Source organism: Streptomyces sp. NBC_00669, from assembly GCF_036226785.1.
Lineage (GTDB): Bacteria > Actinomycetota > Actinomycetes > Streptomycetales > Streptomycetaceae > Actinacidiphila.
The window spans coordinates 6831068-6857432 of record NZ_CP109018.1 but is presented as its reverse complement, the minus strand read 5'-3'; the positions used below and the strand labels follow the sequence as shown (position 1 = coordinate 6857432).

At 73.5% G+C, this 26365-nt stretch carries 16 protein-coding genes and 1 pseudogene; 7 read left to right on the top strand and 10 right to left on the bottom strand.

Translation table 11 applies throughout. The annotated features are described in order from the left end of the window. The 3 genes from OG896_RS28840 to OG896_RS28830 are packed head-to-tail and all read right to left on the bottom strand — an operon-like array spanning position 1 to position 2778. On the bottom strand, positions 1–1242 hold the full coding sequence (locus OG896_RS28840; protein WP_329370019.1) for a serine hydrolase domain-containing protein: 1242 nt from the start codon (positions 1240–1242) through the stop codon (positions 1–3). Further along, positions 1208–1402, bottom strand: coding sequence for a hypothetical protein (locus tag OG896_RS28835; protein WP_328463400.1), 195 nt, complete (start codon positions 1400–1402; stop codon positions 1208–1210). The genes OG896_RS28840 and OG896_RS28835 overlap by 35 nt, the downstream gene beginning before the upstream one ends. Positions 1403–1419: 17 nt before the next feature. Next, the gene (locus OG896_RS28830) at positions 1420–2778 is read right to left on the bottom strand and encodes a multidrug effflux MFS transporter (protein WP_329370016.1); all 1359 of its coding nucleotides are present in this window, start codon (positions 2776–2778) and stop codon (positions 1420–1422) included. Between the two features lie 107 nt (positions 2779–2885). Here OG896_RS28830 and OG896_RS28825 point away from each other — a divergent pair, with 107 nt between their 5' ends. Further along, positions 2886–3902 (top strand): Gfo/Idh/MocA family protein, encoded by a 1017-nt coding sequence (locus OG896_RS28825; RefSeq protein WP_329370014.1) that lies wholly within the window; start codon positions 2886–2888, stop codon positions 3900–3902. 135 nt (positions 3903–4037) lie between these two features. Here the strand turns inward: OG896_RS28825 and OG896_RS28820 are convergent, their stop codons facing one another. The 4 genes and pseudogenes from OG896_RS28820 to OG896_RS28805 all read right to left on the bottom strand — a co-directional run bounded on the left by OG896_RS28820 (position 4038) and on the right by OG896_RS28805 (position 8478). After that, a complete protein-coding gene (locus OG896_RS28820; RefSeq protein ID WP_329370012.1) occupies positions 4038–4550 on the bottom strand; it encodes a GNAT family N-acetyltransferase in 513 nt (170 codons plus the stop codon). Positions 4551–4625: 75 nt separating this feature from the next. Further along, positions 4626–5897 (bottom strand): annotated as a pseudogene (locus OG896_RS28815) (glycoside hydrolase family 71/99-like protein); the annotation flags it as partial. 404 nt (positions 5898–6301) lie between these two features. Continuing rightward, complete coding sequence (locus tag OG896_RS28810; protein ID WP_329370011.1) at positions 6302–6964, bottom strand: hypothetical protein; 663 nt, start codon at positions 6962–6964, stop codon at positions 6302–6304. Next, the gene (locus OG896_RS28805; RefSeq protein ID WP_329370009.1) at positions 6961–8478 is read right to left on the bottom strand and encodes a pyridoxal phosphate-dependent decarboxylase family protein; all 1518 of its coding nucleotides are present in this window, start codon (positions 8476–8478) and stop codon (positions 6961–6963) included. The genes OG896_RS28810 and OG896_RS28805 overlap by 4 nt, the downstream gene beginning before the upstream one ends. Positions 8479–9208: 730 nt before the next feature. Here OG896_RS28805 and OG896_RS28800 point away from each other — a divergent pair. From OG896_RS28800 to OG896_RS28780, 5 genes are all read left to right on the top strand, one after another. Next, positions 9209–13405 carry a type I polyketide synthase gene (locus tag OG896_RS28800; protein WP_329370007.1) on the top strand — a complete coding sequence of 1399 codons (4197 nt, stop codon included), beginning with the start codon at positions 9209–9211 and terminating at the stop codon, positions 13403–13405. 83 nt (positions 13406–13488) lie between these two features. Then, entirely contained in the window at positions 13489–14922 is a 1434-nt protein-coding gene (locus tag OG896_RS28795) for a coproporphyrinogen-III oxidase family protein (RefSeq protein ID WP_329370006.1), read from the top strand. Further along, entirely contained in the window at positions 14912–15676 is a 765-nt protein-coding gene (gene fabG / locus OG896_RS28790; protein WP_329370004.1) for a 3-oxoacyl-ACP reductase FabG, read from the top strand. The genes OG896_RS28795 and fabG overlap by 11 nt, the downstream gene beginning before the upstream one ends. 117 nt (positions 15677–15793) lie before the next feature. Continuing rightward, on the top strand, positions 15794–16390 hold the full coding sequence (locus OG896_RS28785; protein WP_329370003.1) for a hypothetical protein: 597 nt from the start codon (positions 15794–15796) through the stop codon (positions 16388–16390). 193 nt (positions 16391–16583) lie between these two features. Then, positions 16584–18089 (top strand): ABC1 kinase family protein, encoded by a 1506-nt coding sequence (locus OG896_RS28780; protein ID WP_329370001.1) that lies wholly within the window; start codon positions 16584–16586, stop codon positions 18087–18089. A 67-nt stretch (positions 18090–18156) separates the two neighbouring features. Here the strand turns inward: OG896_RS28780 and OG896_RS28775 are convergent, their stop codons facing one another. Continuing rightward, a complete protein-coding gene (locus OG896_RS28775) occupies positions 18157–21276 on the bottom strand; it encodes an AfsR/SARP family transcriptional regulator (protein WP_329369999.1) in 3120 nt (1039 codons plus the stop codon). A 317-nt stretch (positions 21277–21593) separates the two neighbouring features. Between OG896_RS28775 and OG896_RS28770 the strand changes: the two genes are divergently transcribed. Continuing rightward, complete coding sequence (locus OG896_RS28770) at positions 21594–23933, top strand: tetratricopeptide repeat protein (RefSeq protein ID WP_329369997.1); 2340 nt, start codon at positions 21594–21596, stop codon at positions 23931–23933. Between the two features lie 372 nt (positions 23934–24305). Here OG896_RS28770 and OG896_RS28765 read toward each other — a convergent pair whose 3' ends face one another. Together OG896_RS28765 and OG896_RS28760 are read right to left on the bottom strand one after the other, a co-directional pair. Continuing rightward, positions 24306–24917: a hypothetical protein gene (locus OG896_RS28765; RefSeq protein ID WP_329369994.1), complete on the bottom strand. Its 612-nt coding sequence runs from the start codon at positions 24915–24917 to the stop codon at positions 24306–24308. Beyond that, complete coding sequence (locus OG896_RS28760) at positions 24914–26008, bottom strand: hypothetical protein (RefSeq protein WP_329369992.1); 1095 nt, start codon at positions 26006–26008, stop codon at positions 24914–24916. The genes OG896_RS28765 and OG896_RS28760 overlap by 4 nt, the downstream gene beginning before the upstream one ends. Positions 26009–26365: the final 357 nt, after the last annotated feature.

The window sequence follows — 26365 nt, the reverse complement described above, 5'->3', positions numbered from 1 at the left end:
CTACCGCACCGCGCGCGCCAACCGGGTCGCCGCCTCGGCCCGCGGCCTGCTGCCGTCCCGCCAACTGCGCACCGGGTGGACGGAGTTGGTGAGCAGCACCAGGAAGGAGTCGGTCGCCGGGTCCAGCACCAGGCTGGTTCCGGTGAACCCGCAGTGCCCGATGGCGCCGCGCCCGGCCAACTCCCCCATGAACCACGGCTGATCGCGCTCGAAGCCGAGCGCCGCGCCACGGCCACCGTCAGAGCCGCCACGGTCGGAGCTGTCACCGTCGGCGCCGCCCTCACCGTCGGAGCCATCGCCCTCGGCGTCACCGCCGAGCAGCAGTCGCACCCCCGCGGCCGACAGCAGCGTGTCCGACGTGCCCGCGGCGGCGTCGAGGATCGCGCGGCAGAACAGCGCCAGGTCCCACCCCGTGGAGAAGAGCCCGGCGTGCCCGGCGACCCCGCCCATCGCGTAGGCGTTCTCGTCGTGGACGGTGCCGTGCACCATGCCCCGGTCGAGCTTGCCCCACGGCCTGCGCTGGTCCTCGGTGGCGGCGATCCGGGGCAGCCAGGAGGCGGGCGGGTTGTAGCGGGTGTCGGCCATCCCCAGCGGCATGGTGACGTGGTCGGCGATCAGCCGGTCCACGGTGCGGCCGGTGGCGCGTTCGAGCACGGTCTGGAGCAGCAGCAGGTTCAGGTCGGAGTAGGTGCGGCCGCTGCCCGGCGGTGCGAGCGGGAGTTCGGCGGCGAGCCGGGCGGCGCGGGCGGCCGCGTCTGGCTCGTCGTAGAGCGGCAGTTCCGGCCGCAGCCCGGAAGTGTGGGTGAGCAGGTGCCGCAGCGTGATGCCGTGCGCGGCGGCGGCCGTCAGCTCGGGCGCGTACGAGGCGACCGGCGCGTCCAGGCGCAGCGTGCCGCGCGCGATCTGCTGGACGGCGACGACGGCCGTGAACAGCTTGGTGACCGACGCGAGGTCGAAGACGGTGTCGGGCCGGGCGGGCACCCACTGCTCGCGCGGCAGCTCCACCCCGCGGTCGGCGTGCTCGTCGTACGCCGCGTAGCGGACCGCCCAGCCGACCGCCTCGTGCAGCGCCACGGTGCGGCCGCGCCCGGCCACGACGACGGCGCCCGCGCACCAGGGGTGCGGGCGGTCGGCGTCGGGGCCGGGCTCCAGCCAGGAGGTCAGCTCGGGGACGATCCGGTGCAACTCGTCGGTGTCGAGGTCGGCCTCACGGCAGGAACCTCTCGACAGCGGCGGGGCCATGTTCCTCCAGTGCCTTGCGGGCCTGCTCGATCAGTTCCGGGGTGCAGTCCCGGCCGGAGGCCATCACCAGGTCCTCCGGGTCCACGGAGTGCTCCGACCCCGTGTGCAGTGAGCTGTCGGCTGTCTTGAACGCCCAGGTCTTCTCCGGATCGTCGGACATCGCAACCTCCCGAGGGTCTACGGTCCCTCCACCGTACGCCGACCGCGCAGGCAGAGCCCGACGAAGCAGGCCACGGCGACCAGCACGCAGCCGAGCTGCGTGACGGCCATCGGGACCGCGGTGCCGTCGCCCGCCACGCCCGACAGCGGGGACAGGACGGCGCCCACCAGGAAGGAGGAGGTGCCGAGCAGCGCGGAGGCGGCGCCCGCGTGCCGGCGGGTGCGCAGCAGCGCGCTGGTGTTCGCGGTGGGCATCACCAGGCCCATCGACGCCATCAGCACGAACAGCGCGGCCGCGATCTCGGGCAGCGTGGCCCGGCCGAGGACGCCGGTGGTCAGCAGCACGAGCGCGGTGGAGGCGAGCGTGATCAGGGCGAGCCCGACGCCGAGCACCTTGTTCATCTCCACCCGGCCCATCAGCACCTTGCCGTTGAACTGGCCGACGGCCACCAGGCCGACGGAGTTGAGGCCGAAGAGCAGCCCGTAGGTCTGCGGGGACGCGCCGTAGATGTCCTGGACGACGAACGACGACGCGGACACGTAGGTGAACAGCGCCGCGAAGGCGAAGCTGGCCGCGAGGACGTAGCCGGTGAAGACCCGGTCCGCGACCAGCCCGCGGATCGAGCCGAAGGTGGAGGTCAGCCCGCCGGCGTGGCGGCCCTCGGGCGGCAGCGACTCCTGCAGGCGGCGCCAGCACACCAGGGTGAGCAGGGTGCCGACCACCGCGCAGAGCACGAAGATGCCGCGCCAGTCGGTCAGCCGCAGGACCTGGCCGCCGATCGCCGGGGCGATGATCGGGGCCACCCCGGAGATGAGCTGGAGGTTGGAGAAGAACCTGGCCATCGCCAGGCCGTCGTACATGTCGCGGACCACCGCGCGGGATATCACGATGCCCGCGGAGCCGGCCAGCCCCTGGATCAGCCGGAAGGCGATCAGCAGCGCGACCGTGGGGGCGAACGCGCAGGCCACGGTGGCCAGCACGTAGATGACCATGCCGGTCAGCAGCGGGGCGCGCCGGCCCCAGCGGTCGCTGAGCGGGCCGACCACGAGCTGCCCGAGCGCCATGCCGGCCAGGCACGCGGTCACCGAGATCTGCGCGGTCGCGGACGACGCGTGCAGGGCCTGCGAGACCCGCGGCAGCGCGGGCAGGTACATGTCCATCGACAGCGGCGGCAGCGCGGTGAGGCCGCCGAGGGCGAGGGTGACGACGAAGCCGGCGCGGGCCTGCGCCGGGCGGGGACCGCGAGGGCCGCCGCTATGGGGAGCGGGGATCGGGGTCGAGGTCGGGGAAGGGGCGGGGGTGGGGGTGGGGGCGGGGGTTGCGGTGAACTGGGCGGGGGTATCCGGCCCGGCGTCCTGCACGGCGGCACTCTCCATCGGAAGTCGTTGAAGCGTTGCCTATCCTTTCAGTCTGCGGGGAGCACGGAGCACGAATATCCGGGGACCGAGATGTGAGGTCCGCAACGAGCGAGGGCGTACGGACGATGAGCGAGCACACGACCGGCAGGATTCGCTGGGGCATCCTGGCCACCGGCGGGATAGCCGCCAGCTTCACGAAGGCCCTGCTGTCGCTGCCGGAGGACGCCGAGGTGGTCGCGGTCGGCTCGCGCAGCACCGAGAGCGCGAAGGCGTTCGCGGAGCGGTACGGCATCCCGCGCGCGTACGGCACCTGGGCCGAACTCGCCGCGGACGAGGAGGTGGACGTGGTGTACGTGGCCACGCCGCACTCCGCGCACCGGGCCGCCGCCGGGCTGTGTCTGGAGGCCGGGAAGGCGGTGCTGTGCGAGAAGGCGTTCACCATCAACTCCCGCGAGGCACGGGAGCTGGTGGGGATCGCCCGCGAGCGCGACCTGTTCCTGATGGAAGCGATGTGGACGTACTGCAACCCGCTGATCCTGCATCTGCTGGCGCTGGTGCAGGAGGGTGTGATCGGCGAAGTGCGGCACATCAGCGCGCACTTCGGGTTCTTCAACGACTTCCCGCCCGAGCACCGGATGCGCGATCCCGAGCTGGGCGGGGGCGCGCTGCTCGATCTGGGGGTCTATCCGGTGTCCTTCGCGCAGCTCTTCCTCGGGGAACCCGACACGGTCGAGGCGTGGGCGCAGTTGACGCCCGAGCGGGTGGACGCGGCGACCGGGATCGTGCTCGGCTGGAACGGTGGGGCCGTCGCCACGTTGAGCTGCGGGTTCACCGCGGACATCGGGGCGCCGGCGGCGATCGCCGGGACCGGGGGGCGGATCGAGATTCCCGACGGGTTCTTCAACGCGGATCGGTTTACCGTGCATCGGGAGGGGGTCGCGCCGCAGACGGTGCGGCTGGCCGACATCAGCGATGACCATGACCGCGGGAGCATGCGGCACGAGGCCGCGGAGGTCATGAGGGCGCTGCGCGCCGGCGAGACCGAGTCGCCCCTCGTCCCGCTCGACGGCTCCCTCTCGATCATGGGGACGCTGGACCGCATCCGCGAGCGCATCGATGTCCGCTACCCGGGGGTGGACTGACCCGCCCGGCCGCCCCGTCCGGTCGGCTGAGGGGCCACCTCCCGGTGGGGGTCACGCCGCGGTTTTCCCCCCCCCAGAGCTTCGCCTGGGTGGGGGTGGCCCTGAGATAGGTCCTCCGCGGCGGGAGGGTCTCCCTCAGCCGTCGCGGCGGTCCTCCGCATCGGGGGCCGGGGGGAGGTCCAGGTCGAGGCGGACCGCGCGGGTGGTGAAGCCCTGGCGTTCGTAGAAGCGGCGGCCCGCCTCGTTGGCGGCGTACGCGTTGACCTCGGCGCGGACGGCGCCGCGCCGGCGGGCCCAGCCGAAGAAGTCCGCGGTGAGCCGGGCGCCGGTGCCGCCGCCGCGGTGCTCGGGCGCGACGTAGAGCGCGCGCAGCGTAGCGCTGCGGATCGGCAGCACCCCGACCGGCTCCGCGAGAACCCCGAGCAGGTAGCCGACGACGGCGCCGGCCCCGTCGTCGGCCACCAGCAGCAGGCAGGACGGGTCCGCGAGGGTCGCCGCGAACGACTCCTTGCCGTGCCGCAGCGTCCACAGCGGCTCCACCCGGGGGTCGCGGACCGCGGCGTCCTCCGTCAGCAGCGCCACGCTGCACGTGACAATGCCCTCGATGTCCTCTGAAGTGGCGGTACGCACGTGTACGGAGTCGTTCATACCGCAGAGGCTACGGTGTCCCGCGCCGAGCGGCCGTACCGTGCGTACCGCGCGTCAGACCGGTGGGCGTCAGGCGACCGGCGGGGTGGGCCGGGTCGCGGTCACGCCGATCTGGCCCTTGAGCATGCGGCCGCCGTCACCGGTCAGCCGCAGGTAGTAGTCCGAGGAGCAGGCCGTGCCGTCCTCGTCGAGGGCCCACAGACCGGACCCGGAGGGCACCATGGACGCGTTCTCGGCGGTCTTCGCGATCTGGTTGCCCTCGCCGTACTCGTCGAACATCGAGATGTAGATGCCCTGCACCCCCGCCCGGCACATGTTGTAGAACTGCCGCCACATGAAGTCGCCGTGCGCGCGCTGCCGCGCCGAGACGTCGCCGGGCAGCACGCACGGCTGGTAGTCGACGCCGTTCGCGTTGCAGTCCGCCTGGTCGGGCACCGTGTAGGTGGTGTACGCGTTGTCCGAGTCACCCGCGTTGCCGATCGCGCCGACCATCCAGGGCGAGATCATGTTGAGCGCGTGGTAGACGCCGGAGTACCCGGCCCGCGAGCCGCCGGTGCCGGTGCGCCACTCGCGCGGCACCCCGCCGATGACGTAACAGCCCTGACCCTTGAACCAGTTGATGACGTCCAGGCAGGCGTCGGCGCTGAACGGGTGGTTGTCGTCGTTGAAGCCGAAGCCCCAGATGCACACCACCGGCTTGCCGTTCTGCCGGGCGTACGCCGAACTCGCGGTGTGCGCCTTCATCTTGTTGGTCCAGTCGTCCTTGATCTCCGACTGCATGTTCGTCCAGCCGGAGACGTCGTACATGACGTAGAACTTGACGCCCTTGGACTCGGCGGAGTTGCGCACCTTCTGCGCCATCGCGTCGCGGGTCGGGCCCTCGCTGCTGTTGGGGTTGAAGCGCTGGAGGGCGGCGGCGTCGCAGCCGTAGGTCTTCATCCACGCGAAGTGGGTGTCGACGGTCTGCTGGTCGTAGGAGGAGAAGAGGGTGGCGGCCCCGCCTCCGTTGAGGTTCGCGTACCCGGTCTGGTACCCCTTGGCGTACTCGCGCATGTCCGGCCACGCCTTGATGGCGTTGTTGGACGTGGAGGGCGCCTGGCCCCAGTTCTGGCTCCAGTGCCACCAGCCGTTGATCGGCGCGCCGTCCCCGGCGCACGCGAACCAGCCCTGGTAGCCCACGGTGATCTTGCCGACGACGTCGCCGGCGCCGCTGGCCGCGGGCCGTACGGCCGCCGGCTCGGTCGTGGCCGCACCCGCGGTCCCCGCGCCCAGCCCGACGGCCGCGATCCCCGCGGCGGCCGAACCGCCGGCGACGGTGGTGAGGAACGTACGACGTGACACACCCATGTCGATGACTCCGATGTTCAGTGGTTGAACTCAGGCCCCATGGCAGGACATACCGTGTGTGTCGCGGCTCGCCGGTGTGTTTCCGCGAGGTTTGCGCATGCTTGCGGTGGGGGTTGGCGTGCAGTCTCGCCACTCACGCCACGCTGAGCACTGTTGGGTAATGCGGTTGCCCGAACACCGGGGATTCAACTGCTGAACCAAACATCCCGTCAAGGGTCCAGACCAGATCCGGAGTTCCGTGCCCTTTGCCCGAATCGACGGGGATTCATGGGGTGTTGAGCGCTCCCTCCGGAGATGAAAGATCGGATGACCGGGTTCGGAGTCCGACGGCCGGCCGCGCCCGGCCGGCCTCCCGGTCACGCGGTCACGCGGTCACGCGGTCACGCGGTCACGCGGTCACGCGGTCACGCGGTCAACGGCTGATGGTCGCCGAGCAGCACCGGCAGCGCCGGGTGCCGGGTGATGTCCTCGATGCTCATGTACAGCGGGGTCAGCGCGATGTCGGTGCCCGGCAGCAGGATCGGCGGCCGGATCGGCAGCGACCCGAACCGCTGCCACAGCGCCGAGCTGGACTCGGAGGACGCCTCGCAGTACACCCCGAGCCCGTTCCGGTACAGGTGCAGCATCATCGCCCCGGCCAGCCGGACGAAGGCGCCCGGGCTGCTGCTGCCGGGGCGCACCGCGGCGAGCGCGCCGTGGACGTGCGGCGGCAGGTCGGTCGGGTAGTGCGCGTCGAGCAGGTCGATCAGCTGCCGGCAGCGGCCGGCCGCGGGACCGGTCACCGCGGTGATCGCCGCCTCGAACGCCTCCTGGTCCGCGGCAGTGATGGGCTCGCGCTCGGAGGGCTCCCAGACCAGAGTGGCGTCGCGGCCGGGCGACATCAGCGCGGTGCCCTCGTGGTCGAGCATGAAGCGGACCCAGGCGTGCATGAACCCTTTCACGTACACGTCCCGCCCGGGCAGCTCGTGCGGGACCATCCAACCGATCACCGGGTCCTCGTGGAACGCCGAGGTGAGGATGTCGGCCACCTCGTCGACGTCCTCGGTTGGCTCCAACTCGAATGTCACGGTGTCGTCTCCTGTCGTTCGTCGGGGGAAGCGCCGGGCGTACGGGAAGTGCCGGGCGAACGGGGGATGCCGTCGTCGGAGCCGGAGCCGCGGTGGGCGGCGAGGAAGGCGGCCACCGCGGGTCCGGTCGCCTCCTCGTCGGTGCGCCAGCTGCACACCGACAGCCGTACGGCGCCGCGCCCCTTCCACTGGGTGGGCGTCACCCAGCAGGTGCCCTCGGAGTTGAGCCGCTCCACCACCCGGTTGGTGTGCGCGTCGTCGCCGATCCGCAGCAGCACCTGGTTGAGCCGGACCGGCGCCAGGAGGTCGATGCCGGGTTCCGCGGCGAGCCGGACGGCGAGGCGGCACGCGGCGGCGCAGTTGCGGTCGACCAGGTCCGCGATGCCCTGCCGGCCGAGGTGGTGCAGCACCGCCCACAGCGTCAGCGAACGGGCCCGCTGGGACATCTCCACCCGGTAGTTCATCGGGTCGCGGCCGGTGCGTTCGGTGCTGTGGATGTAGTCGGCGTGGATGCCGACGGCCTGGTGGAAGGGCTCGGGCCGGGCGCAGAACGCCAGCCCGCTGTCGTAGGGGGTGTTGAGCCACTTGTGGCCGTCGCAGGACCAGGAGTCGGCCAGGTCGGCGCCGTCCAGCAGCCGCCGGCGGCGCGGCGTGGCCGCGGCCCACAGCCCGAACGCGCCGTCGAGGTGCAGCCAGCCGCCGTACGCGTGGGTGACCTCGGCGACGGCCCGCAGCGGGTCGACCGAGCCGCAGTTGATCGACCCGACCTGGCCGCACACGATCAGCCCGCCGGGCGCCGCCGCGGCCAGCTCGCGCAGGTGGGGCACCGCCATCCGCCCCTCGTCGTCGGCCTCCACGTAGCGGATCGCGCCGCCCAGGCCCAGCAGCCGCAGGCACCGCAGCACCGAGATGTGGGTCTCCTTGCCGACCAGTACGGTCAGCGGCGGCGCGGCGGACATGCCCTGCTCGTTGACCGTCCAGCCGGCCCGCCGGAGTTGGTGCTCGCGGGCCGCGGCCAGGCAGACCAGGTTGGCGGTGGTGCAGCCGGAGGTCAGCCCCATCACGGTGCCGGCCGGCAGCCCGAGCAGCTCCACCAGCCAGCGCTCGCAGACCTCTTCGGCGACCGCGGACAGGGGGCTGAGGTCGTGGAAGACGTCGCACTGGTCCCACACGCTGGTCAGCCAGTCCGCGGCGACGCCGACCGGCAGCGCGCCGCCGACCGCGTAGCCGAAGCTGCGGGCCGCGCCGGAGGCCAGCGCCCCCGCCTCCCCGGCCGCGATCAGCCGCTGCACGGTGGCCTGTTCGGAGTGGCCGGCGATCGGCAGCGGGCCGCCGAGCAGGTCGGCCAGCCGGCCGGGGTCGTGGGCGCGCACCGGGCGGTCGGCGGACAGATACGTCTCCGCGTAGCCGGCGACTTCGGCGAGCACACCGCGGGGCTCCTGGCCGGGCTCGTGGCCGGACGGGTTCCTCGGCCTGGCGAACGGGTGGGCCGTCACCGCCTGCTGTCCCCTCACGTCTTACGCCCTCTCTGCCGTCTCGCGTACTGCGCCCTGAACAGTAAGGCGGCTGTTTCCGACCCGCCCACCAGGGAAGTGTCTTTCATTCCAACGAGGTACAGCGTGTGCCGATCCGGTGATAACCCGGTGGAGTCCGGCGCCGTGCCCGTATGCGGAACGGTGGGAATATCCGGGCCGCAACAATGCACCCGTAGGGGCAATTATGCGGTGCCGCATAATTGCCCCGAACGCCGGTCCGATGTCACGGGAGCGCCCAATCCGCGGACGAATCCAGGCAGTTGGACCCGTTCGGGTGATGTCGCCGCGACGGGTTGCGCAGGTGGTGCGGTTGGCTGCTTCACTTGGTGGCATCCGGTCGGTTCCGAGCAGAAACAGCACCGGTTCTTCCGAGCACGCATTCGACCACCGAGCCACGCCGAGCAGTGCCGATCACCGCCAGATTCCGTTACCGGTCCGGGTGAATACCGTTCACCGGACGCCGACAAAGTCGATCCGCCGACCGAATTCCGCTCCGCCGGCCCGAATTCCCGTACCCGCGGAGCCACTTCCGTCCGATCCGTCGGCGACAACGCCGGCACCGGTCGGCACCTCTGTCGAGAAATCGCGTCGCGGGCGCTTCGCCACGCCGCCGGGCGCGCGAATCCTCCGGCCGCCGGGCCGTCGACAACGCGGCGCGGATCACCGGAAATCCGCGCCGTTTCCCCGTCTTCGAAGGAGAGCACTCCAGTTGGAAACAGAACCCATCGCCGTCGTCGGCGTCGGCTGCACCCTGCCCGGAAGCGTGCACACCCTGGAGGAGGCCCGGGCGGTCTTCGAGGAGGGCCGCGACTGCGTCCGCGAGGTCCCGCCGGAACGCTGGGACGTCGATGCGCTCTACGACGCGGACCCGCTCAGCCCCGGCCACACATACGTCCGGCACGGCGGCTTCGTCGACGACATCGACCGGTTCGACGCCGCCTTCTTCGGCATCTCCGACGTGGAGGCCGTGCACATGGACCCGCAGCAGCGGATGCTGCTGCAGACCGTGTGGCACGCCCTGGAGAACGCCGGGCAGAACCCCGACGAGCTCTCCGGCAGCAACACCGGCGTCTTCATGGCGCTGATGTCCTACGACTACTCCACGATGAAGAACCGCGGCGGCCTGGAGACCATCAGCGCCTACGAGGCGATGGACACCGACAGCATCTCCGCGGGCCGGGTCGCGCACTTCCTCGGCCTGCGCGGCCCGTGCCTGACCGTGGACACCGCCTGTTCCGGCTCGCTGGTCGCGCTGCACCTGGCCCGGCAGTCCATCCTCACCGGCGAGTGCGACTCCGCGATCGTGGCCGGCGCCAACGCGATCCTCGCGCCCAACGTGCACATCTCCTTCTCCAAGCTCGGCCTGTTCTCCCGGGCCGGCCAGTGCCGCACCTTCGACGCCGACGCCGACGGGTACGTCCGCAGCGAGGGCTGCGTGGCGGTGCTGCTCAAGCGGCAGTCGCTCGCCGAGGAGCACGGCGACCCGATCCTGGCCAGCGTGGTGGGCACCGCGCTCAACCACACCGGCCGCACCCGCACCCTCACCACCCCCGACGGCAGCAGCCAGCAGCGGGTGATCCGGGCCGCGCTGACCGGGGCCGGCGTGCAGCCCACCCAGGTGGACTACGTGGAGGCACACGGCACAGGTACTCCGGTCGGCGACCCCATCGAGATGGACGCCATCCTGCGCACCTACGGCGCCGCCCGCCCCGCCGACCAGCCGCTCTACGTCAGCTCAGGCAAGAGCAACGTCGGGCACATCGAGGCCGGCGCCGGCCTGCTCGGGGTGGTCAGGGCCGCGCTGTCGCTGGACCGCGAGACGATCTACCCGAGCCTGCACCTGAACCGGCTGCACCCGAAGATCGACCTGGCCGGCAGCCCCGTGCAGATCCCCGCCGAGCCGGTGAGCTGGCCGCGCCGCGACACCCCCCGGATGGCCGCGGTCAACTCCTTCGGCTACAGCGGCACCAACGCCCACGCGCTGCTGCGCGAGGCGCCCCGGCCCCGGCCGGCCGATCCGCAGCCGCCGGCCGCCGCGCCGTCGCGTACCGACGAACTGCTGGTGCTCTCGGCGAAGTCGGCCGACAGCTTGCAGGAACTCGCCGGTCGCTGGGCGGACTTCCTGTCCCGCACCAAGCAACAGGATCTTCCCGCAGCGGTGTTCACCGCCGCCGCCGGACGAGCCGCGCTGCGGCACCGGATCGCGGTGACCGGCCGCGGCGGCAGCCAGCTCGCCAACAGCCTGCGCCAGTGGCAGACCGGCCGCGCCTCGGCCGCCGTCTCCAGCGGACACCCGCGCGGCACCGCCGAGGTCGCCTTCGTCTTCTCCGGCCAGGGCACCCAGTACCCCGGGATGGCCCGCGAACTGTACGAGCGGGAGCCGGCGTTCGCCGACGCGATCGACCGCTGCGCCGCGGCGATGGACGGCACCCTCGAAGTGCCCCTGCGCGACGTGCTGTTCGGCGACGCGGGTGAGGGCGCGGAGGGGGCCAAGGCGGCCGCGGGAGCGAAGAGCACCGCGGGAGCGAAGGGCACCGCGAAGGCCGAGGGCGTCGCCCCCGACATCCACGACACCCGCTTCGCCCAGCCCGCGCTGTTCGCCGTCGAGTACGCCCTCGCCGAACTGCTGCGCTCCTGGGGCGTGCGCCCCTCCGCGGTGACCGGGCACAGCATCGGCGAGCTGGTCGCGGCCTGCGTCGGCGGCCTGCTGACGCTGGAGGACGCGGCCCGCTTCAGCGTGCAGCGCGGCCGGGTGATGGCCGAACTGCCCCGCGAGGGACGGATGCTGGCGGTCAGCGCCGATCCGGACACGGTCGCCGGCTGGCTCGCCGGGCGGGAGGAGCGGGTCGCGCTCGCCGCGGTCAACGGACCGCGCAGCGTGGTCGTCTCCGGCGCGGCCGACGCCGTCGAGGAGGTCGCCGAACTCGCCGCGAAGGCCCGGGTGGACACCGCGTGGCTGCACACCTCGCACGCCTTCCACTCCCCGCTGATGGACCCCGCGCTGCCCGAACTGCACAAGCACGCGGCCGAGTTGCGGCCGAACCGGCCCGAGTGCGCGGTGATCTCCGGTGCCACCGGCCGCCCGCTCACCGGCGAGGAGGGCCCGGAGTACTGGACCACCCAGGCCCGCGAGACCGTGCGCTGCCACGACGCGGTGCGCACCGCCGTCGACTCCGGCTGCACCCTCGTGGTGGAGATCGGGCCGCACGCCGCGCTGGCCTCGCACATCGCCGAGGCGTTCGCCGACCGCGGGGTGACCGTCATCCCGACCCTCGACCGCGACCGGCAGGACGTACGGCGCGTACTGACCGCCGCCGGCGCCCTGTTCACCGCGGGCGCCGACCTCGCCGTGTCCCGGCTCTACCGCGGTGACCGCTACCGGCGCACCTCGGCCGCGCCGCAGTACCCCTTCCGCAAGGACCGCTACTGGTGGGGCGACCCGTCCGCGCCGACCGAGAACGCCGCCGGTGCGGCCGCCACCATCGCCCCGGCCCCGCCGGTGACCGTGAGCGCACCGGCCCCGACCGCCGCCGCGACCACCCCGACCACCGCGACCACCGCCGCGCCGGCGCCCGCCACCGCGATCCCCGCGCAGCGCCCCGAAGCGAGCATCCACGACCACCGCCTCACCGCCGCCGCGCCCTGGTCCGACCACCGGGTGCACGGCGCGACCGTCTTCCCCGCCACCGGCTACCTCGACCTGGCCGTCCGCGCGCTCACCGAGGCGGGTGGCGCGGCCAACGGACAGGGTCGCGGCCGACTCGCCCTCAGCGACGTGGAGTTCAACCGCCCGCTGGTGCTCCCACCGGGCGTGCCGACCACCGCCCGGGTCACCCTGACCGCGCCGGAGCCGGGCGGTGAGCGCCGCTTCACCGTCACCGGCAGCAGCTCGGGCAGCAACTGGTCCGAGCACTGCCACGGCACCATCGCACCGGCCCCGCACTCCGAGCGGGCCGGACGGCTGCCGGACGCGCTGCGCGCCGAGGCACCCCACGAGCTGCGCCCCGCCCAGCTCTACGGCACGCTGCGCGACGGCGGTCTCGAACACGGCTTCCACTTCGCCACCGTGCGCGAGCTGCGGCTGGCCGACCCCGGCCGCGAGGAGGCCCTCGGCCGGATCACCTCCGCGCCCGACGGCGCGCCCGCCGAGCCGCACCCGTACCGGCTCGCCACCGTGCTCGACGGCGCGCTCCAGCTCGCCGCCGCGCTCTTCCTCACCCCCGCGGGAGCGTCCGCCCCGACCGCGGGAGACGGCGCGGAGACCGGCGACACGCAGACCGGCGGCACGCAGACCGGCACCACGGAGCCCGCCAACTCCCTGCTGGCGGGCGGCTACATCCCGGTCGCGCTGCGCCGGCTCACCCTGGCCGGGCCGCTGCCGGGCGAGGTCTGGGCGCATGTGCGGCGCCGCCCGCACGACGCGCGGACCGGCTTCGTGGTCGACCTGCGGCTGACCGACGCCGAGGGCCGGATCGTCGCCGACCTCGAAGGTGTCGAGTTCCGGCACGCCGGCGCGCTGGCCGGCGACGACCTGCCCGACCCCGGCGAGAGCGCCGGCAACGGCCCGGGCCGCAACCGCCGGGAACTCCTGGAGGCGCTCGCACCGCTCGGCCCCGAGGACCGCAAGCAGACGGTGATCGAGTGGCTCGCCGAGGAGGTCAGGGAGACGCTGGGCAAGGCGTCCGCCGAGATGGACTCGGTCGCCGACGGCATCGACCCGTCCCTCGCGCTGCTGGAGATCGGCCTGGACTCCCTCCGGGTCACCGCGCTCCAGCGCCGTATCCAGGAGAAGTTGGAGTTCCGCTACAAGGCGATGGAAGCCCTCGACTACCAGACCATCGACGGGCTCGCGGACTTCCTCCTCGACCGGGTGCTGGCCCTGGAACCGGCCGCCGCGCCCGCCTGATCCCCCGTGCCCGTACGCAGCCGTACCCGGCGCGCCCCAGCGCCCCGAACCCGCGAAAACCTCCCGGAGGAATGAGCCGGACCATGCTGGATTCCACGTACGTCACGGACTACATCGACAGCCACCTCGAACAACGCCAGGTCAACAAGATCCAGCACGGCTTCCCGTCGCCGCGCTACTGGACCGAACCCACCATCGCCGCCGACGAGATCAGCGAGGACCGCCGCAAGCTGCGGGAGGCCGGCCAGGCGCCCGACCTGTTCCTGTACATCGGCGTGCCGTACTGCATCAAGACCGACCCGGGGAAGTGCGGCTACTGCCTTTTCCCGGTCGAGGAGTTCAAGGGCAACGACGCCCTGGAGGACTACTACGGCTACGTCGAGCGGGAAGCGGAGCTGTACCGGGACCGGTTGGCCGGCGCCCGGCTCGGCTCCGCGTACTTCGGCGGCGGCACATCCAACCTGTACCGCCCGGCGCACTACCTGAAGATCATGGAGCTGGTGAACCGGCTCGTCCCGGACATCGCCGAGGGCGCCGACCTCACCCTCGAAGGCATCCCGCAGCTCTTCACCCGCGACAAGATGCAGGCCATCCGCGACTCCGGGATGAACCGGATCAGCATGGGCGTCCAGCAGGTCAACGAGCGGCTGAACAGCCTCAGCGGCCGCAAGCAGACCACCCGGCATGTCGTCCAGAGCCTGGACTGGGCAAGGGAGTTCGGCCTCGCCGCCAATGTCGACGTGATCTTCGGCTGGCCGCAGCAGACCGTCGAGACCATGCTGGAGGACCTCAAGACCCTCGTCTCCTGGGACGTCTACGACATCACCCACTACGAGCTGAACGTCGGCGGCCCCACGGACTTCGCGCTCAACCGCTTCCACGAACTGCCCAGCACCCTCAGCAACCTGGAGATGTACCGGGTCGGCCGGGACTACCTGCTCGACCAGGGCTACGAGCAGCACGGCGCGTACAGCTTCCGCAAGCCCGGCGACCCGACCAGCCGGGACTTCCGCGAGGGCTACCGGCCCCAACTCCACGACGTCGCCGACGCGGTAGGCCTCGGCTACGCGGCCATCTCGTTCTTCGGCGCCGCCACCCTCGGCCCAGGCCGCTCCTGGTCGTACATCAACCAGCGCAACCTGTCGCTGTACAAGGCCGCGGTCGACGAGGGCCGGTTGCCGGTGGAACGCGCCTTCCGCTACCAGTCCGACGACTGGGTGCTGGCCACCGTCTTCCGGCACCTGCTCGGCATGGAACTGGACCGGATCGGGCTGCGCGCCGCGATGGGCGTCGACGTGTACGAGGAGTTCGCCACCGTCTGGGACGGGCTCGCCTCGCGCGGCCTGGCCGAGATCACCCCGGAGAAGATCACCCTGGTCGGCGACGGCCCGTTCTACACCCCGATGGTCTCCACGCTGCTCGCCGAGGAGCGGTACCGCGCGCTGCGCGAGCGGGAGGTCGACAACAAGAAGGCGAAGCTCGTGATGGCCGGGGAGGGGGCCGGCAGTGGCCGATGACCTGCCGCTGAGCGGGCGCAAGTGCGTGATCACCGGCGGCGCGCGAGGGATCGGAGCCGCGGTGGTCCGGCTCGCGCTCGCGCAGGGCGCCCACGTGGTCTTCGGCTACCACTCCAGCGCCGCTGCCGCCGCCGAACTGTCCGACGAGATGAGCGCCGCCTACCCCGACCAGCAGTGCACCGCGCTGCCGGGCCGGGTCGGCGACACCGCGGACGCGAGCCGGTTCGCCGCGGACGCGCTGCGCGCGCTCGACGGGGAGGTGGACGTCCTCGTCAACAACGCGGGCGTCACCCACGACGTCAGCTTCGCCCGGATGCGCCGCGAGCAGTGGGACGAGGTGGTGGAGACCAACCTCGGCAGCATGTTCAACGTGACCCGGCCGCTGGTGATGCCGCTGGTACGGCGCCGGCGCGGCACCGTCGTCAACGTCACCTCCGCCTCCGGTATCCACGGCGCGCCGGGCCAGACCGCGTACTCCGCCTCCAAGTCCGGGGTGATCGGCTTCACCAAGGCGCTGGCGAAGGAGGTCGGCGGCCTCGGGGTGACGGTGAACGCGGTCGCGCCCGGCTTCATCGCCACCGACATGACGGCCGCGATGCCCGAGCCGCAGCTCGAACGCGTCAAGAGCCTCATCCCGACACGGGAGTTCGGCTCGGCGGAGGACGTCGCCGCGCTGGTGTGCTTCCTCGCGTCGGACCGGGCGCGCTACATCACCGGGCAGGTCATCGAGATGTCCGGCGGCCTCACCCTCTGATCCGCTCCCGGTGGCCTTCCCCGCCCGCCTGGGCCTCCCGCTCCCCCTGCACCTCGTTTCCCCCGCCTTCCCCTCCCACTTCCCCGCCCCTACGACCCACCTCCGAGGAGAGAACCCATGGCCTCCACGTTCGACACCTTCAAAGACCTCATCGGCGACGTCACGGACGACTACAAGAAAGCCGTCGACGAGTTCCTCGACCGGGACGACGACGATGACGATGACGACCGCGGCAACCGGAAGTCCAGGAACAAGCGGAAGAGCGGCGGTGCCGATCTGTCGGCCCTGGCGAAGCTGCCCGGGCTGGCCGGGCTCCCGCTGGGAACCGTGCAGGCCCTGGTGGATGCCGGCCCCGCCGCCCCGGCCCTGGCCGGCCTGATCTCGGGCGCCGCCAACCCGCTGGCCGCGCTCGGCGGAGGAGCGGGAGCCGCCAACCCGCTCGCCGCACTCGCCGGAGGAGCTGGGGCCGCCAACCCGCTCGCCGCACTCGCCGGGGGCGCGGGCGCCGCCAACCCGCTGGCCGCACTGGCGGGTGGCGGGCTGCCGGGTCTGGACGCCCTCGGCAGCATCGCCGGGGCCGCCGGCAGCACCGCGAACCTCGCGGAGACCCTGCTGTCGCTCCCGGGCCAGATCGCCAAACTCACCGAGGCGGTCACCAAGTTGCTGGACGTGCTCCCGGGCGCGGCCACGGTCACCGGTGCCCGTAAGGGCTGACGTCCCACCCGACCCCCACCGGGCGCCCGATCAGGCTCCCGACAGGGCCCCGACCAGTCGGGTTGCCCCCGTGCGACTCCCCCGCGCCCCTGCCCGTACGGCTCCTGCCGCCTCCTCCGCTTCCGCGCGAGGACGGCGACCGCCGAGGGGCGCGGGGAACCCCACCACCACCCGGAAGGCGAGGCGCGACCGTATGGCGGGTGCCATCCGCAACCGTCTTCGTACGGTGACAGGGGTGCTGGGCGCCCTGCTGGTGAACGAGACCCGCAAGGCGACCCGCGAGCACCCGGACGCCGAGCGGCGGCGGGCCGTGGCGGTGCGGGAGGCGCTGGAGCAACTCGGCCCGTTCTACATCAAGTTGGGCCAGATGATGGCCACCCGGCCCGATCTGGCGCGGCCGGCGCTGGCCGCCGAGTTGGAGCACCTGCACGACAAGGTGGAGGCGCTGCCGTTCTACCTGCTGGAGCCGGTGCTGGAGCAGGACCTCGGCCCGGACTGGAAGCTGCGCTTCGACGACCTCGACACCGTCACGCCGCTCGGCACCGCCTCGATCGCGCAGGTGCACCGGGCGACGCTGTCGGACGGGCGGCCCGCGGTGGTGAAGATCCAGCGCCCCGGCATCCGGGACTCGGTGGCCGCCGACATGGCGCTGATGCGCAGGGCCGCGCGGCTGCTCGGCCGGGCCGCGCCGCGGTTCAGCGCCGTGATGGACCTCGACGCGATGCTCGGCAGCCTCTTCGACGCGATGGAGCCCGAACTCGACTTCACCGGCGAGGCCGCGAACATGGACCGGGCCAGGGACGCGATCGGCTCGTACCGCACCTTGAGCGTGCCGGAGGTGCTGCACGCCACGCCCCGGGTGCTGGTGCAGTCGCTCGCCGACGGCGAATCGATCCGGCACGTCGACCGTGACGCGATCCCGGCCCGGCGGCGCGAGGAGATCTGCAAGGACCTGCTGCGGTTCATGTACCGGGGCTACTTCGTCGACCGCTTCTTCCACGCCGACCCGCACCCCGGCAACGTCTTCGTCTCCACGGACGGCCGGGCCACCCTGATCGACTGGGGCATGGTCGGCCGGATCGACAAGCGCACCAGCATGCACCTGGCGCTGGTGCTGATGGCCATGGCCCGCAACGACGGCTACAGCCTGGCGAACGCCTGGACCGCGATGGGCCACGCCACGCCGTGGGCCGATCTGACCGGCTTCGCCTCGGACATGGCCGCCCTCACCCCGCGGCTGTCCGGCGCCAGCCTCGACCAGCTGAACTTCGGCGGGGCGCTCACCTCCGTACTGGAGAAGGCGTCCCGGCGCGGCATCGCCTCCGCTCCCTCCACCTCGCTGCTCGGCAAGTCCTTCGGCAACCTCGAAGGCTCCGTCCGCCACCTCTACCCGGGCATCGTGGTGGGCGAGGTGTTCAAGACGGAGGTCAACGGCATCCTGCGGCACATGCTCGCTGAGTACGCCTCCCCGCAGCAACTGGCCGCCAACCTGACCGAGTTGCTGCTGGGCAGCACCGCCGCGCTCGAACAGTGGCGCGCGGTCGCCAACGACGGCGCCAACCGCGACCTCACCGTCCGCATGCACGGCACCCGCCTGCCCCGCGCCCGCGGCGGCGGGCGCTCCCCCTCCGCCCAGACCGTCGTCACCCTCACCGCCGCCGCCTACCTGCTGGGCCGCCGCCGTACCGGACCGCGCTGAACTCCCGCTGACCGCCTGTCGGATGCCGGATGCCGCCTGCCGCCTGCCGCCTGCCGCCTGCCGTGCCCTACGCCCTCGGCAGCCGGTGCTTCACCTGGAGCGCGCGGACCCGGGCGCGCAGAGCGTCGGCCTCCTCGGCCGCCCCCTGCTGGCGGCGCAGGTCGGCCAGCGCGGTGAGCGTCGCGGTCTCCTCGGCGGGTGCCTGGATGCGCTCGGCGATGGCGAGGCTGTCCTGAAGGTGCCGTCCGGCCTGCGCGAGCCGGCCGACCCGGTGTTCGGCGATGCCGAGGTCCCTGAGCGTCTCGGCCTCCTCGTGGACCGCGCCGATCTCGCGCGCGACGGCGAGCGCGGCCGTGTGGTGGCCGATCGACTCGTGGAACTGCCCGACCGCTTGCAGGGTCCGGCCGACTCCGTGCAGGGCGATGGCCTCGTTCCGCCGGTCGCCCACGCTGCGCAGCACGGGCAGCACCTCCTGGTACAGCGCGAGGGCCTCGTCCGGTTTCCCGGCGGTCAGCAGCGCGCCCGCCAGGTTCATCTGGAGCGTGGCGCAGTCCACCCGGCTGCCGACGTGGCGGGCGAGCCCGAGCGCCTGGCGGTAGGCGGTGTCGGCCTGTTCGAGGTCGCCGAGCTTGGCGTGGGTCTCCCCGAGGTTGTTCAGGGTGCGCCACTCGCCGCGCCGGTCGCGCACCTCCCGGAACTTCCCCAGCGTGTCGAGGAAGACCTCCAGCGCCCGCTCGGGGTCGCCCGTCACCAGTAACAGCGTGCCCAGCATGTTGAGGCTGCGGGCCTGTTGCAGCGCCGGGCCGTCCGCGCGCAGCACGAGGGCGGCGTGGTGGCAGTCGACGGCCTGCGCGTACTGCCCGCCGGCCCACAGGGCGATGCCGAGCTGGTGCAGGGCCTCCGCCTCGATCTCCGGGTCGGCGACCACCCGGGCCTCGTCGAGCGCGGTGCGCGCGGCGGCGCTCCCCTCGTCGTACTGGCCGCGGTGGATGGACACCGCGGCCAGGTCGAGCAGCGCGCACGCGTACCCGGTCCGGTCGTCGGTGTCCCGCCAGTACGCGACCGCCGCGCGCAGCACGGCGTCGGCGGTCGTCAGGTATCCCTCGGTGTCCAGGAAGCCGGCGAGGACGTGCGCGAGGAGGGCGGTGTCGCGGGCCGACCGGTGCGCGCCGGACCAGGCCAGCACGGCCAGCAGGTTGGGGCCTTCGGTGAGGAGCCAGCGGCTCGGGTCGCCCCGGGTGCCCCAGGGCGCGGGGGCGGGCAGCGAGGTGGCGACCTCGACACGGCAGCGGAACGGGTACACCTGGCGGTCGGCCAGGTCCGCCATGGCCAGGTAGAAGTCGACGAGCCGTTCGACGGCCGCCCGCGTCTCCTCGGGCCCGTCCTCGGCGGCGGCCAGGCCCTGGGCGTAGTCGCGCAGCAGGTCGTGCAACCGGTAGCGGTACGGAGTGGGTTCCTGGAGCAGGTGGCAGCCGAGCAGGCCCTCAAGGGCGCGGTCGGTGTCCTCGACGGACAGCCCGCTGAGGGCGGCGGCCGCGTGCGGGCCCACCTCGGGGCCCAGGTGCGTGCCCAGCCGCCGGAAGACCATCCGCTGCAGCGGCGTCAGCGGGCGGTAGGACACCTCGAACGCGCGGGCCAGTTCGCGGCGGCCGTCGCGGATCTGGGGGACGCGGCTGCCGGCGCGGGTCAGGGAGTCCACGAGTTCCGCCGCGCTCCAGGCCGGGCGGGACAGGAAGCGGCTCGCCACGAGTTCGATCGCCAGCGGCAGGAACCCGCACAGCCGGACGATCTGCGCGGTCGCTTCGGCGGTCGGCGCCCGCTCGGCCCCGACCCGGTGCCGGAACATGCTGACCGCGTCGCGCAGCGGCATGACGTCGAGGGTCACCGGCCGCACTCCGGGGATCTCGGTGAGCCGGCGCCGGCTGGTGAGGATGACCAGCGACGGCGACGCCCACGGCAGTAGCGGCCGTACCTGGTCGGCGTCGGCGACGTTGTCGAGGACCAGGATCAGCCGGCGGTTCGCCATCGCGGTGTGCCATGCCGACCTCAGCGCGTCGACGTGCTGCGGGATGCTCGCGACCGGGACGCCGGACAGGTGCAGCAGGTCGGTCAGCGCGTCCGCGACCGGCATCGCGCCGGCCTCCGCGCCGCCGCGCAGGTCCAGGAAGACGCAGCCGTCGGGGTAGCCGTCGCTCAACTGGTGGGCGACGTGGACCGCGAGGGAGGTCTTGCCGACGCCCGGCATGCCGTCCACCGCTTCGAGCGAGACCACCGCGGCCGTGCCGTGCGGGGTGTGGATGCCGGCGGACAGCCGGCTTATCTCGGCCGCGCGGCCGACCAGTTCGATGTCGTGGGGCAGGTTGTCGGTGCGGTCGGGTTCCGGCGCGGGGGGAGGTTCGGCCGGCGCTCCCGGCGCGGGTGGCAGCAGGTCGGCGACCGGGACCCTGCTGAGGATGCCCTGCTGCACGGCCTGTAACCGGGCGCCGGGCGCGGTGCCGAACTCCCTCACCAGCCGGCTCAGGAAGTGGTGCAGCGCGTCGGCCGCCTCGACCGCGCGGCCGGTGCCGTACAGGGCGACGGCGAGCAGTTCCACCAGCGTCTCGTTGGTCGGGTGCGCCTCGGCCAGGGACGCCAGGCGCGGGGCCAGGTCCTGGTAGTGGCCCAGCCGCAGGGCGACGCCCGCCTGGAGCGTGGCCGCGTCCACCTCCTTCCCGTCCATTGCGGCGCGGATGCCCGCCGCCCATGTGCCGGGCAGGCCCGCCAGGGGTTCGCCGCGCCTGAGCCCTTGGGCCTGCCGGAGCAGGTGCAGCGCCTCCTGTCCGTCACCGCGCCGGGCGACCGCGTGCGCCTGGTCGACCAGTCCCACGTACCGGTGCAGGTCGACGGCCGCCCGGTCGGCCTGGAGGACGTAGGTGTGGGTACGGCGCTCCAGCGCGGGAGCGGCCGGTCCCGCGACGTCGTGCAGCGCCCGGCGGATACGGGAGACGTAGGCGTACAGCGCGTCGCGGGGTTTGGCCGGGGGGTTGTCGTCCCAGACCCGGTCGACGAGCCGGTCCACGCTGACGGCGCTGCCCACGTCCCAGGCGAGGGCGGCCAGCACGGTCCGTTCCTTGGTCGACCCGAGGGCGGTCCAGCGTTCCCCGGCACGCAGTTCCACCGGCCCCAGTACGCGTATCTGGAACTCCATCAGTGTCTCCCACCGGACGGTTCCGCTGTACGGGCCGGCCCGCCGCCGACCGGGCCGGCGGACACCCGCACACCGCGACTCAAACGGGCTGTCCTGCCGGACCGAGAAGCCCCCATACCGCCATCGCAGGGTATTCCTTGAAGGGACACCGCGGAACGGGACGTCCGATGCGGGCGTCCCGCGGGCCGCGAGGGGCCGTTGTCGGCGAGGGGCGGGGAAGAATGCGGGACGAGGGTGTGGCCGAGGCTCTGTTATCGGCCAAGTTTTCCGATACCACCGGGCATGGCTCGGCCGCCTGGCAGGAACTCGCGCGACTGGTGGACGACGCGGCCGCGGACGACCCGGTCCTCGCCGCGGCATGGCACGACCTGCAAGCGGACCCCGTCGGCACCGGCGCCGCCGCCGTGTCGGCGACTCTACGCGGCCACGCCGCCGTTCTCGCCGCGTGCGCGGCGCGCAACGGCCCGCTGCTGGACCGGATTCGGCAGTGGATGGCGCGGTTTCCCGCGGCGGGCGGGGGCGTCGACATGGTCGCCAACACTTTGGGCGGCAACGCGCAAGTGCACGGCCCGGTCGTCCAGGCGCGGGACATCACCGGCGGAATCCACATCCACCAGATGCCGCAGCCCGCCGCGCCGGAACGTCCCATCCCGCGTCAACTCCTCCCCGTCCCCGCGCACTTCACCGACCGGCAGCGGGACCTGCGGGCACTGGACGAGCTGCGCGACGGACGGGAGCCGGGCGTGGCCCAGGTGATCGTGGTCAGCGGCCAGGCCGGCGTCGGCAAGACCGCGCTGGTCTCCCGGTGGCTCGGCTCCCGCACGGCGGAGTTCCCCGACGGCCAGCTCTACGTGGCGCTGCGCGACGGCTCGCCCGGTGACCCGGCGAGCGCGGCGGAGGTGCTCGGGTACCTGCTGCGCGCCTTCGGCGAGACGGTCGAGCCGACCGGCCTCGCCGAGCGCGCGGCCCTGTGGCGCTCGGTCACCGCGGCCCGCCGGTTCGCCGTCATGGTGGACAACGCGCTGACCGCCGCGGACGTGCGCGCCCTGCTGCCCAGCGCGCCCGGCAGCCTCGTCCTGGCCACCAGCCGGCACCGGCTGACCGGCCTGGCCGTGGACGGGGCGGGGTTCTGCCGGCTCGACGTGCTCGGCCCGCGGGCGGCGGAGGAGTTGTTCGCCCGGGGCGCCGGGCGCGCCCGCGCCGAGCGCGAGCCGACGGCGGTGCGGGAGGTCGTCGCGCTGTGCGCCGGGCTCCCGTTGGCGATACGGCTCGCGGCGGCAAGGCTGGCCGCGCGCCCGGACCAGCCGGTGGCGTCGCTGCGCGACGCGCTGACCGCGGGCGCGGGGCTGCTGGGCGAACTACGAGCGGAGGGCACCGACACCGTGCAGACCGTCCTGGACGCGTCCTACCGGGCGCTGCGAGCGGACGCCGCCCACCTCTACCGCTGCCTGGGCCTGCTGCCCGCCACCCGGTTCGATCCGGCGCTGGCGGCCGCCGCGGCAGGGCTCTCCGACGCCGAGGCCGAGCGGCTGATCGAGGTGCTGGTCGAGGCGAACCTGCTGGAACCGGCGGGGGCCGGCCTGTGCCACTTCCACTCCCTGGTGCGGCTGCACGCCGCCCAGCGCGCGGAGGCGGAGGAGACCGCGCCGGCCCGCGAGGACACGCTGCGCCGCTACGTCGACTGGTGCCTGGCCATGGCCACATCCGCCGAGGAGCTGCTCTCCCCCAGCCACCGCACCCTCCCGCGCGACTACCGCTTCCCGCCCCGGGCGGGTAGGGCGTTCGCCGACGAGAGCGCGGCCCTCGCCTGGCTGGAGACGCACCGCGAGGCCCTCACACCCGCGGTGCGGCTGGCGGCCCGCCACCAGTGGCACGCCGCCGCGTGGCAACTCGCCGACGCGCTGTGGCCGATGTTCCTGCGGCTGCGGCTGTACGACTCGTGGATATCCGCCCACGAGACCGGGCTCGACTCGGCGCGTCTGGACGGCGACACCGCGGGACAGGCGCGCATGCTCACCTCGGGAGGCATCGGGCTGCGCAGCGCCGGCCGTTACGACGAGGCGGCCCGGTGGTTCTCCCAGGCCCTCGACCTCGCCTGCGCCGAGGGCAACCTCCGCGACGAGGCGCAGGCCCTGAGCGGGCTCGGCAGCTCCTACCGGGGCGCGGGGCAACCGGACCGCGCCGCGGCGGCGTACGAACGGGCCCTCGAACTGCGGGAGTCGGTGGGCTACCGCCGCGGCGCCGCGCTGTCCCGGCTGCGCCTGGGCGAACTCGCCCTGGAGCAGGACGACTTCGAGGGCGCCGCCGAGCGCCTGGGCCGGGCCCATCGGGAGTTGGCGGCGGAACACGACCCCTACGACGCGGCCCGGGCCCGTGCGCTCTTCGGGTTCGCCCTGTCCCGAGCCGGCCGCCGCGAGGACGGCGACCGGGAACTGCGGCTCGCCCTCGCCGAGTTCGAGGCGACCGGGTCCGCCTACTGGCAGGCCAGAACCCTGGAGATGCTGGGGCGGCTCGCCGAGCAGGACGGTGACCTGGCCGCCGCGCGGCGGCAGTACGAGGACGCGCTGCGGATCTACGCCGCTGTCAGCCCGGTCGATTCCGAGCGCGCGGAAGGGCGCCTTCGGGATCTGCCGCCGCCCGAAGACGCCTCGTCCTGACGCGGGTTCGGTTTCGCGCAGGTAGGTGCGGTGGGATACGGATCGATGGAGTTCGGTGCGGGTCGGTGGGAGCGCCCGCCGGTTGGGGCGGCGCCGTGGGTGCGGGGCGGTGCGGGTCGGGTTAAGCGCCCGCCGATCGGGGCGGCGCCCGTGGGTGCGGGCCGGTGCGGGTCGGACTGAGCGCCCGCCAACCGAGACCGCCCCGTGAATACGGGGCGGTGCGGGTCGGGTTGAGCGCCGGCCGGTCGGGGCGGCGCCGTGGGTGTGGATCGGTGCCGTGGGTGCCGGCCGGAGCGGGTCGTGGCGTACGTGCGGGTCAGTGCTGCTGCGGGTGCCGGCCGATGCGGGAAGTACGCGTCGGCGCGGCCTCGTTCACGCCGGGAGGCGGTCGCCGGGTGGCGCGCCCGCCGGCGGGGCCGGGTGCGGCCTGAGCCGCACCTGACCGCCCTGCGGCGACCGCGGCCCGGCGGGCGCCGCGAGGCAGATCGCCCTCACGCCGGCCCAGGAACCGCCGAGCACGAGCTCGGCGTGCAGGCACGACACGGCCACGGCCAGTTCGTCGGCCGTCGGCGGGCGCTGCCCGGCCGCCGGGGCCACGGCCACGCACTGGCCGTCGCGGGCCGTCGCGACGCAGCCGCCGCCGCTCGTGGGAACCGCCGCCACCAGGCAGCCGGGGAACCGCGCCAGCATCTCGCCGGCCACCCGCACCGCCGTATCGGGCCGGTGCGCGCAGCCGAGCATGAGGATGTCCGCCCGCTCCGTCCACGGCGAGCCCGCCACCAGTTCCGCGTTCACGTGCTCGTCGACGACCTTGCCCGGTGCGGGCCGCCCGCCACCCGGCAACCGCCGGACGGTGACCCGCGGGCACGCGGACTCCCGCACGACGATCAGCCGGTCGGGGCGGCTCGCACCGCCTGCCTCCTGCCGCCGGTACACGGCCACGACGGCGCGGCGCGGCGCCGTACCCCTTCGCCGCGGCGTCATGCCGCCTCACCCCTCGCGTCCGCCGTCCACCGGTCCAGCGGCGCGGGCGCCGGAACCGGCTCGGGCGGCACCGGGTAGGCGGGCCGCCCGATGCCCAGCAGCCCGTAGACGAGCGCGCGGACGCGCTGGTTGAACCGGCCGGGTTCGGAGGAGAGCCGGGCGGCCACGGCCTCGTACTCCGAGCGCCGGTACTCCTCTGCCGCGTAACGCAGTTGGGTCTCCAGCGGGCGGGCCGTCACCAGCGCCGGGGCGATCCGGGCGAGGGCGGCGGCCGGTGAGGCGTGGTGGACCCGGCGGTGCGGGTAGCGGGCCAGCAGGATGGGTGCGGGTGTGACGGTGGCGTAGGAGGTGACCGAACCGTGGTCGCCCACGACCCAGTTCGCCGCGGCCACCAGCGCGCGCCAGTCGGCCTCCGGCGGCACCAGCGCGACGCCCCTGCGGCGGTAGTCGGCCAGCCACGCGTTCACCTGCCGCCAGCCGTGTCCCGCCCAGATGTTGGGGTGGGTGAGCACCGCCACACGGTAGCGGCGGCGCGGTAACTCGCTGAGCAGGCGCGGCAGTAACTCGTCCAGCGCCGAGAAGGACGCGCCCGGGCCCCATGTACTGCAGACCAGCACCAGTTCCTGCCCGGTGCGGAGCCCGAGCGCGGCCCGGTACTCCTCCCGGTGCGGCACGCTCGCCACGAGCCGGTCGTACACCGGGTCGCCCACCACCGTGGCCACGGGCACGCCCTCGGGGCAGTTACGGGCGAGCGTCGCCAGGTCGTCGCGGTGGGCCAGGGCCACCGCGGCGGGGATCACCCGCCCGTCCCGGGTGAGGTTGTCCCGGCTGAGCATGCCCGGCGGGCGCTCCTGGCCGGGCCGGCCGCGCCAGACCCGCTGGACCTTGATCTGGCCGGCGCCGTGTGATAAGAGCACGAGCGGCGCGCGGACCTGGTCGATGTGCTCCCAGCCCGCCGCGAGCGCCAGGTCGAACTCGCCCCGCACCGCCTGCTCCCACGGGATCACCGGGGCGCCGAGCCGGCGCAGGAACCGCGTCACGCCCTCGCTGAAGGCGTGCGGCGCCACGGTGAAGAAAAGCTGCACCCTCATGTCGGAATCGAACATCGGGATGATGTCCGAAAGCCGCTGAGCGTACGTCAGCGTCGTCGCGATCACCAGTACTTTCTTGCAGCCGCGAACCGTCATCCACTGCTCGCGTTCCCAATCCATCGGCCTTTCCGGGCCGATTTCGGCGTGCATAGAAACTCCCCCTCCGCCTGCCCGGACCCCGTGATCCGGGCGACTCGACCCCACCCGCGCCGACGGTTTCGGCGCACCTGATCGGGCCGTGTCGGGGAATTACCCGAGGGGTTCGGAGGATTCCTTGCAGGGAGCTTGCAGCGGCCTTGACGCCCGGGTGCGGGACCCCCACCCCACCCGGCCCGCGCGGGCCTGCGGGGCGCCCGA

Excerpts from the sequence above, each read along its gene's own strand:
- OG896_RS28840 (WP_329370019.1), bottom strand. The coding sequence starts at position 1,242 with ATGGCCCCGCCGCTGTCGAGAGGTTCCTGCCGTGAGGCCGACCTCGAC.
- OG896_RS28835 (WP_328463400.1), bottom strand. The coding sequence starts at position 1,402 with ATGTCCGACGATCCGGAGAAGACCTGGGCGTTCAAGACAGCCGACAGC.
- OG896_RS28830 (WP_329370016.1), bottom strand. The coding sequence starts at position 2,778 with ATGGAGAGTGCCGCCGTGCAGGACGCCGGGCCGGATACCCCCGCCCAG.
- OG896_RS28825 (WP_329370014.1), top strand. The coding sequence starts at position 2,886 with ATGAGCGAGCACACGACCGGCAGGATTCGCTGGGGCATCCTGGCCACC.
- OG896_RS28820 (WP_329370012.1), bottom strand. The coding sequence starts at position 4,550 with ATGAACGACTCCGTACACGTGCGTACCGCCACTTCAGAGGACATCGAG.
- OG896_RS28795 (WP_329370006.1), top strand. The coding sequence starts at position 13,489 with ATGCTGGATTCCACGTACGTCACGGACTACATCGACAGCCACCTCGAA.
- OG896_RS28785 (WP_329370003.1), top strand. The coding sequence starts at position 15,794 with ATGGCCTCCACGTTCGACACCTTCAAAGACCTCATCGGCGACGTCACG.
- OG896_RS28780 (WP_329370001.1), top strand. The coding sequence starts at position 16,584 with ATGGCGGGTGCCATCCGCAACCGTCTTCGTACGGTGACAGGGGTGCTG.
- OG896_RS28775 (WP_329369999.1), bottom strand. The coding sequence starts at position 21,276 with ATGGAGTTCCAGATACGCGTACTGGGGCCGGTGGAACTGCGTGCCGGG.
- OG896_RS28765 (WP_329369994.1), bottom strand. The coding sequence starts at position 24,917 with ATGACGCCGCGGCGAAGGGGTACGGCGCCGCGCCGCGCCGTCGTGGCC.
- OG896_RS28760 (WP_329369992.1), bottom strand. The coding sequence starts at position 26,008 with ATGAGGGTGCAGCTTTTCTTCACCGTGGCGCCGCACGCCTTCAGCGAG.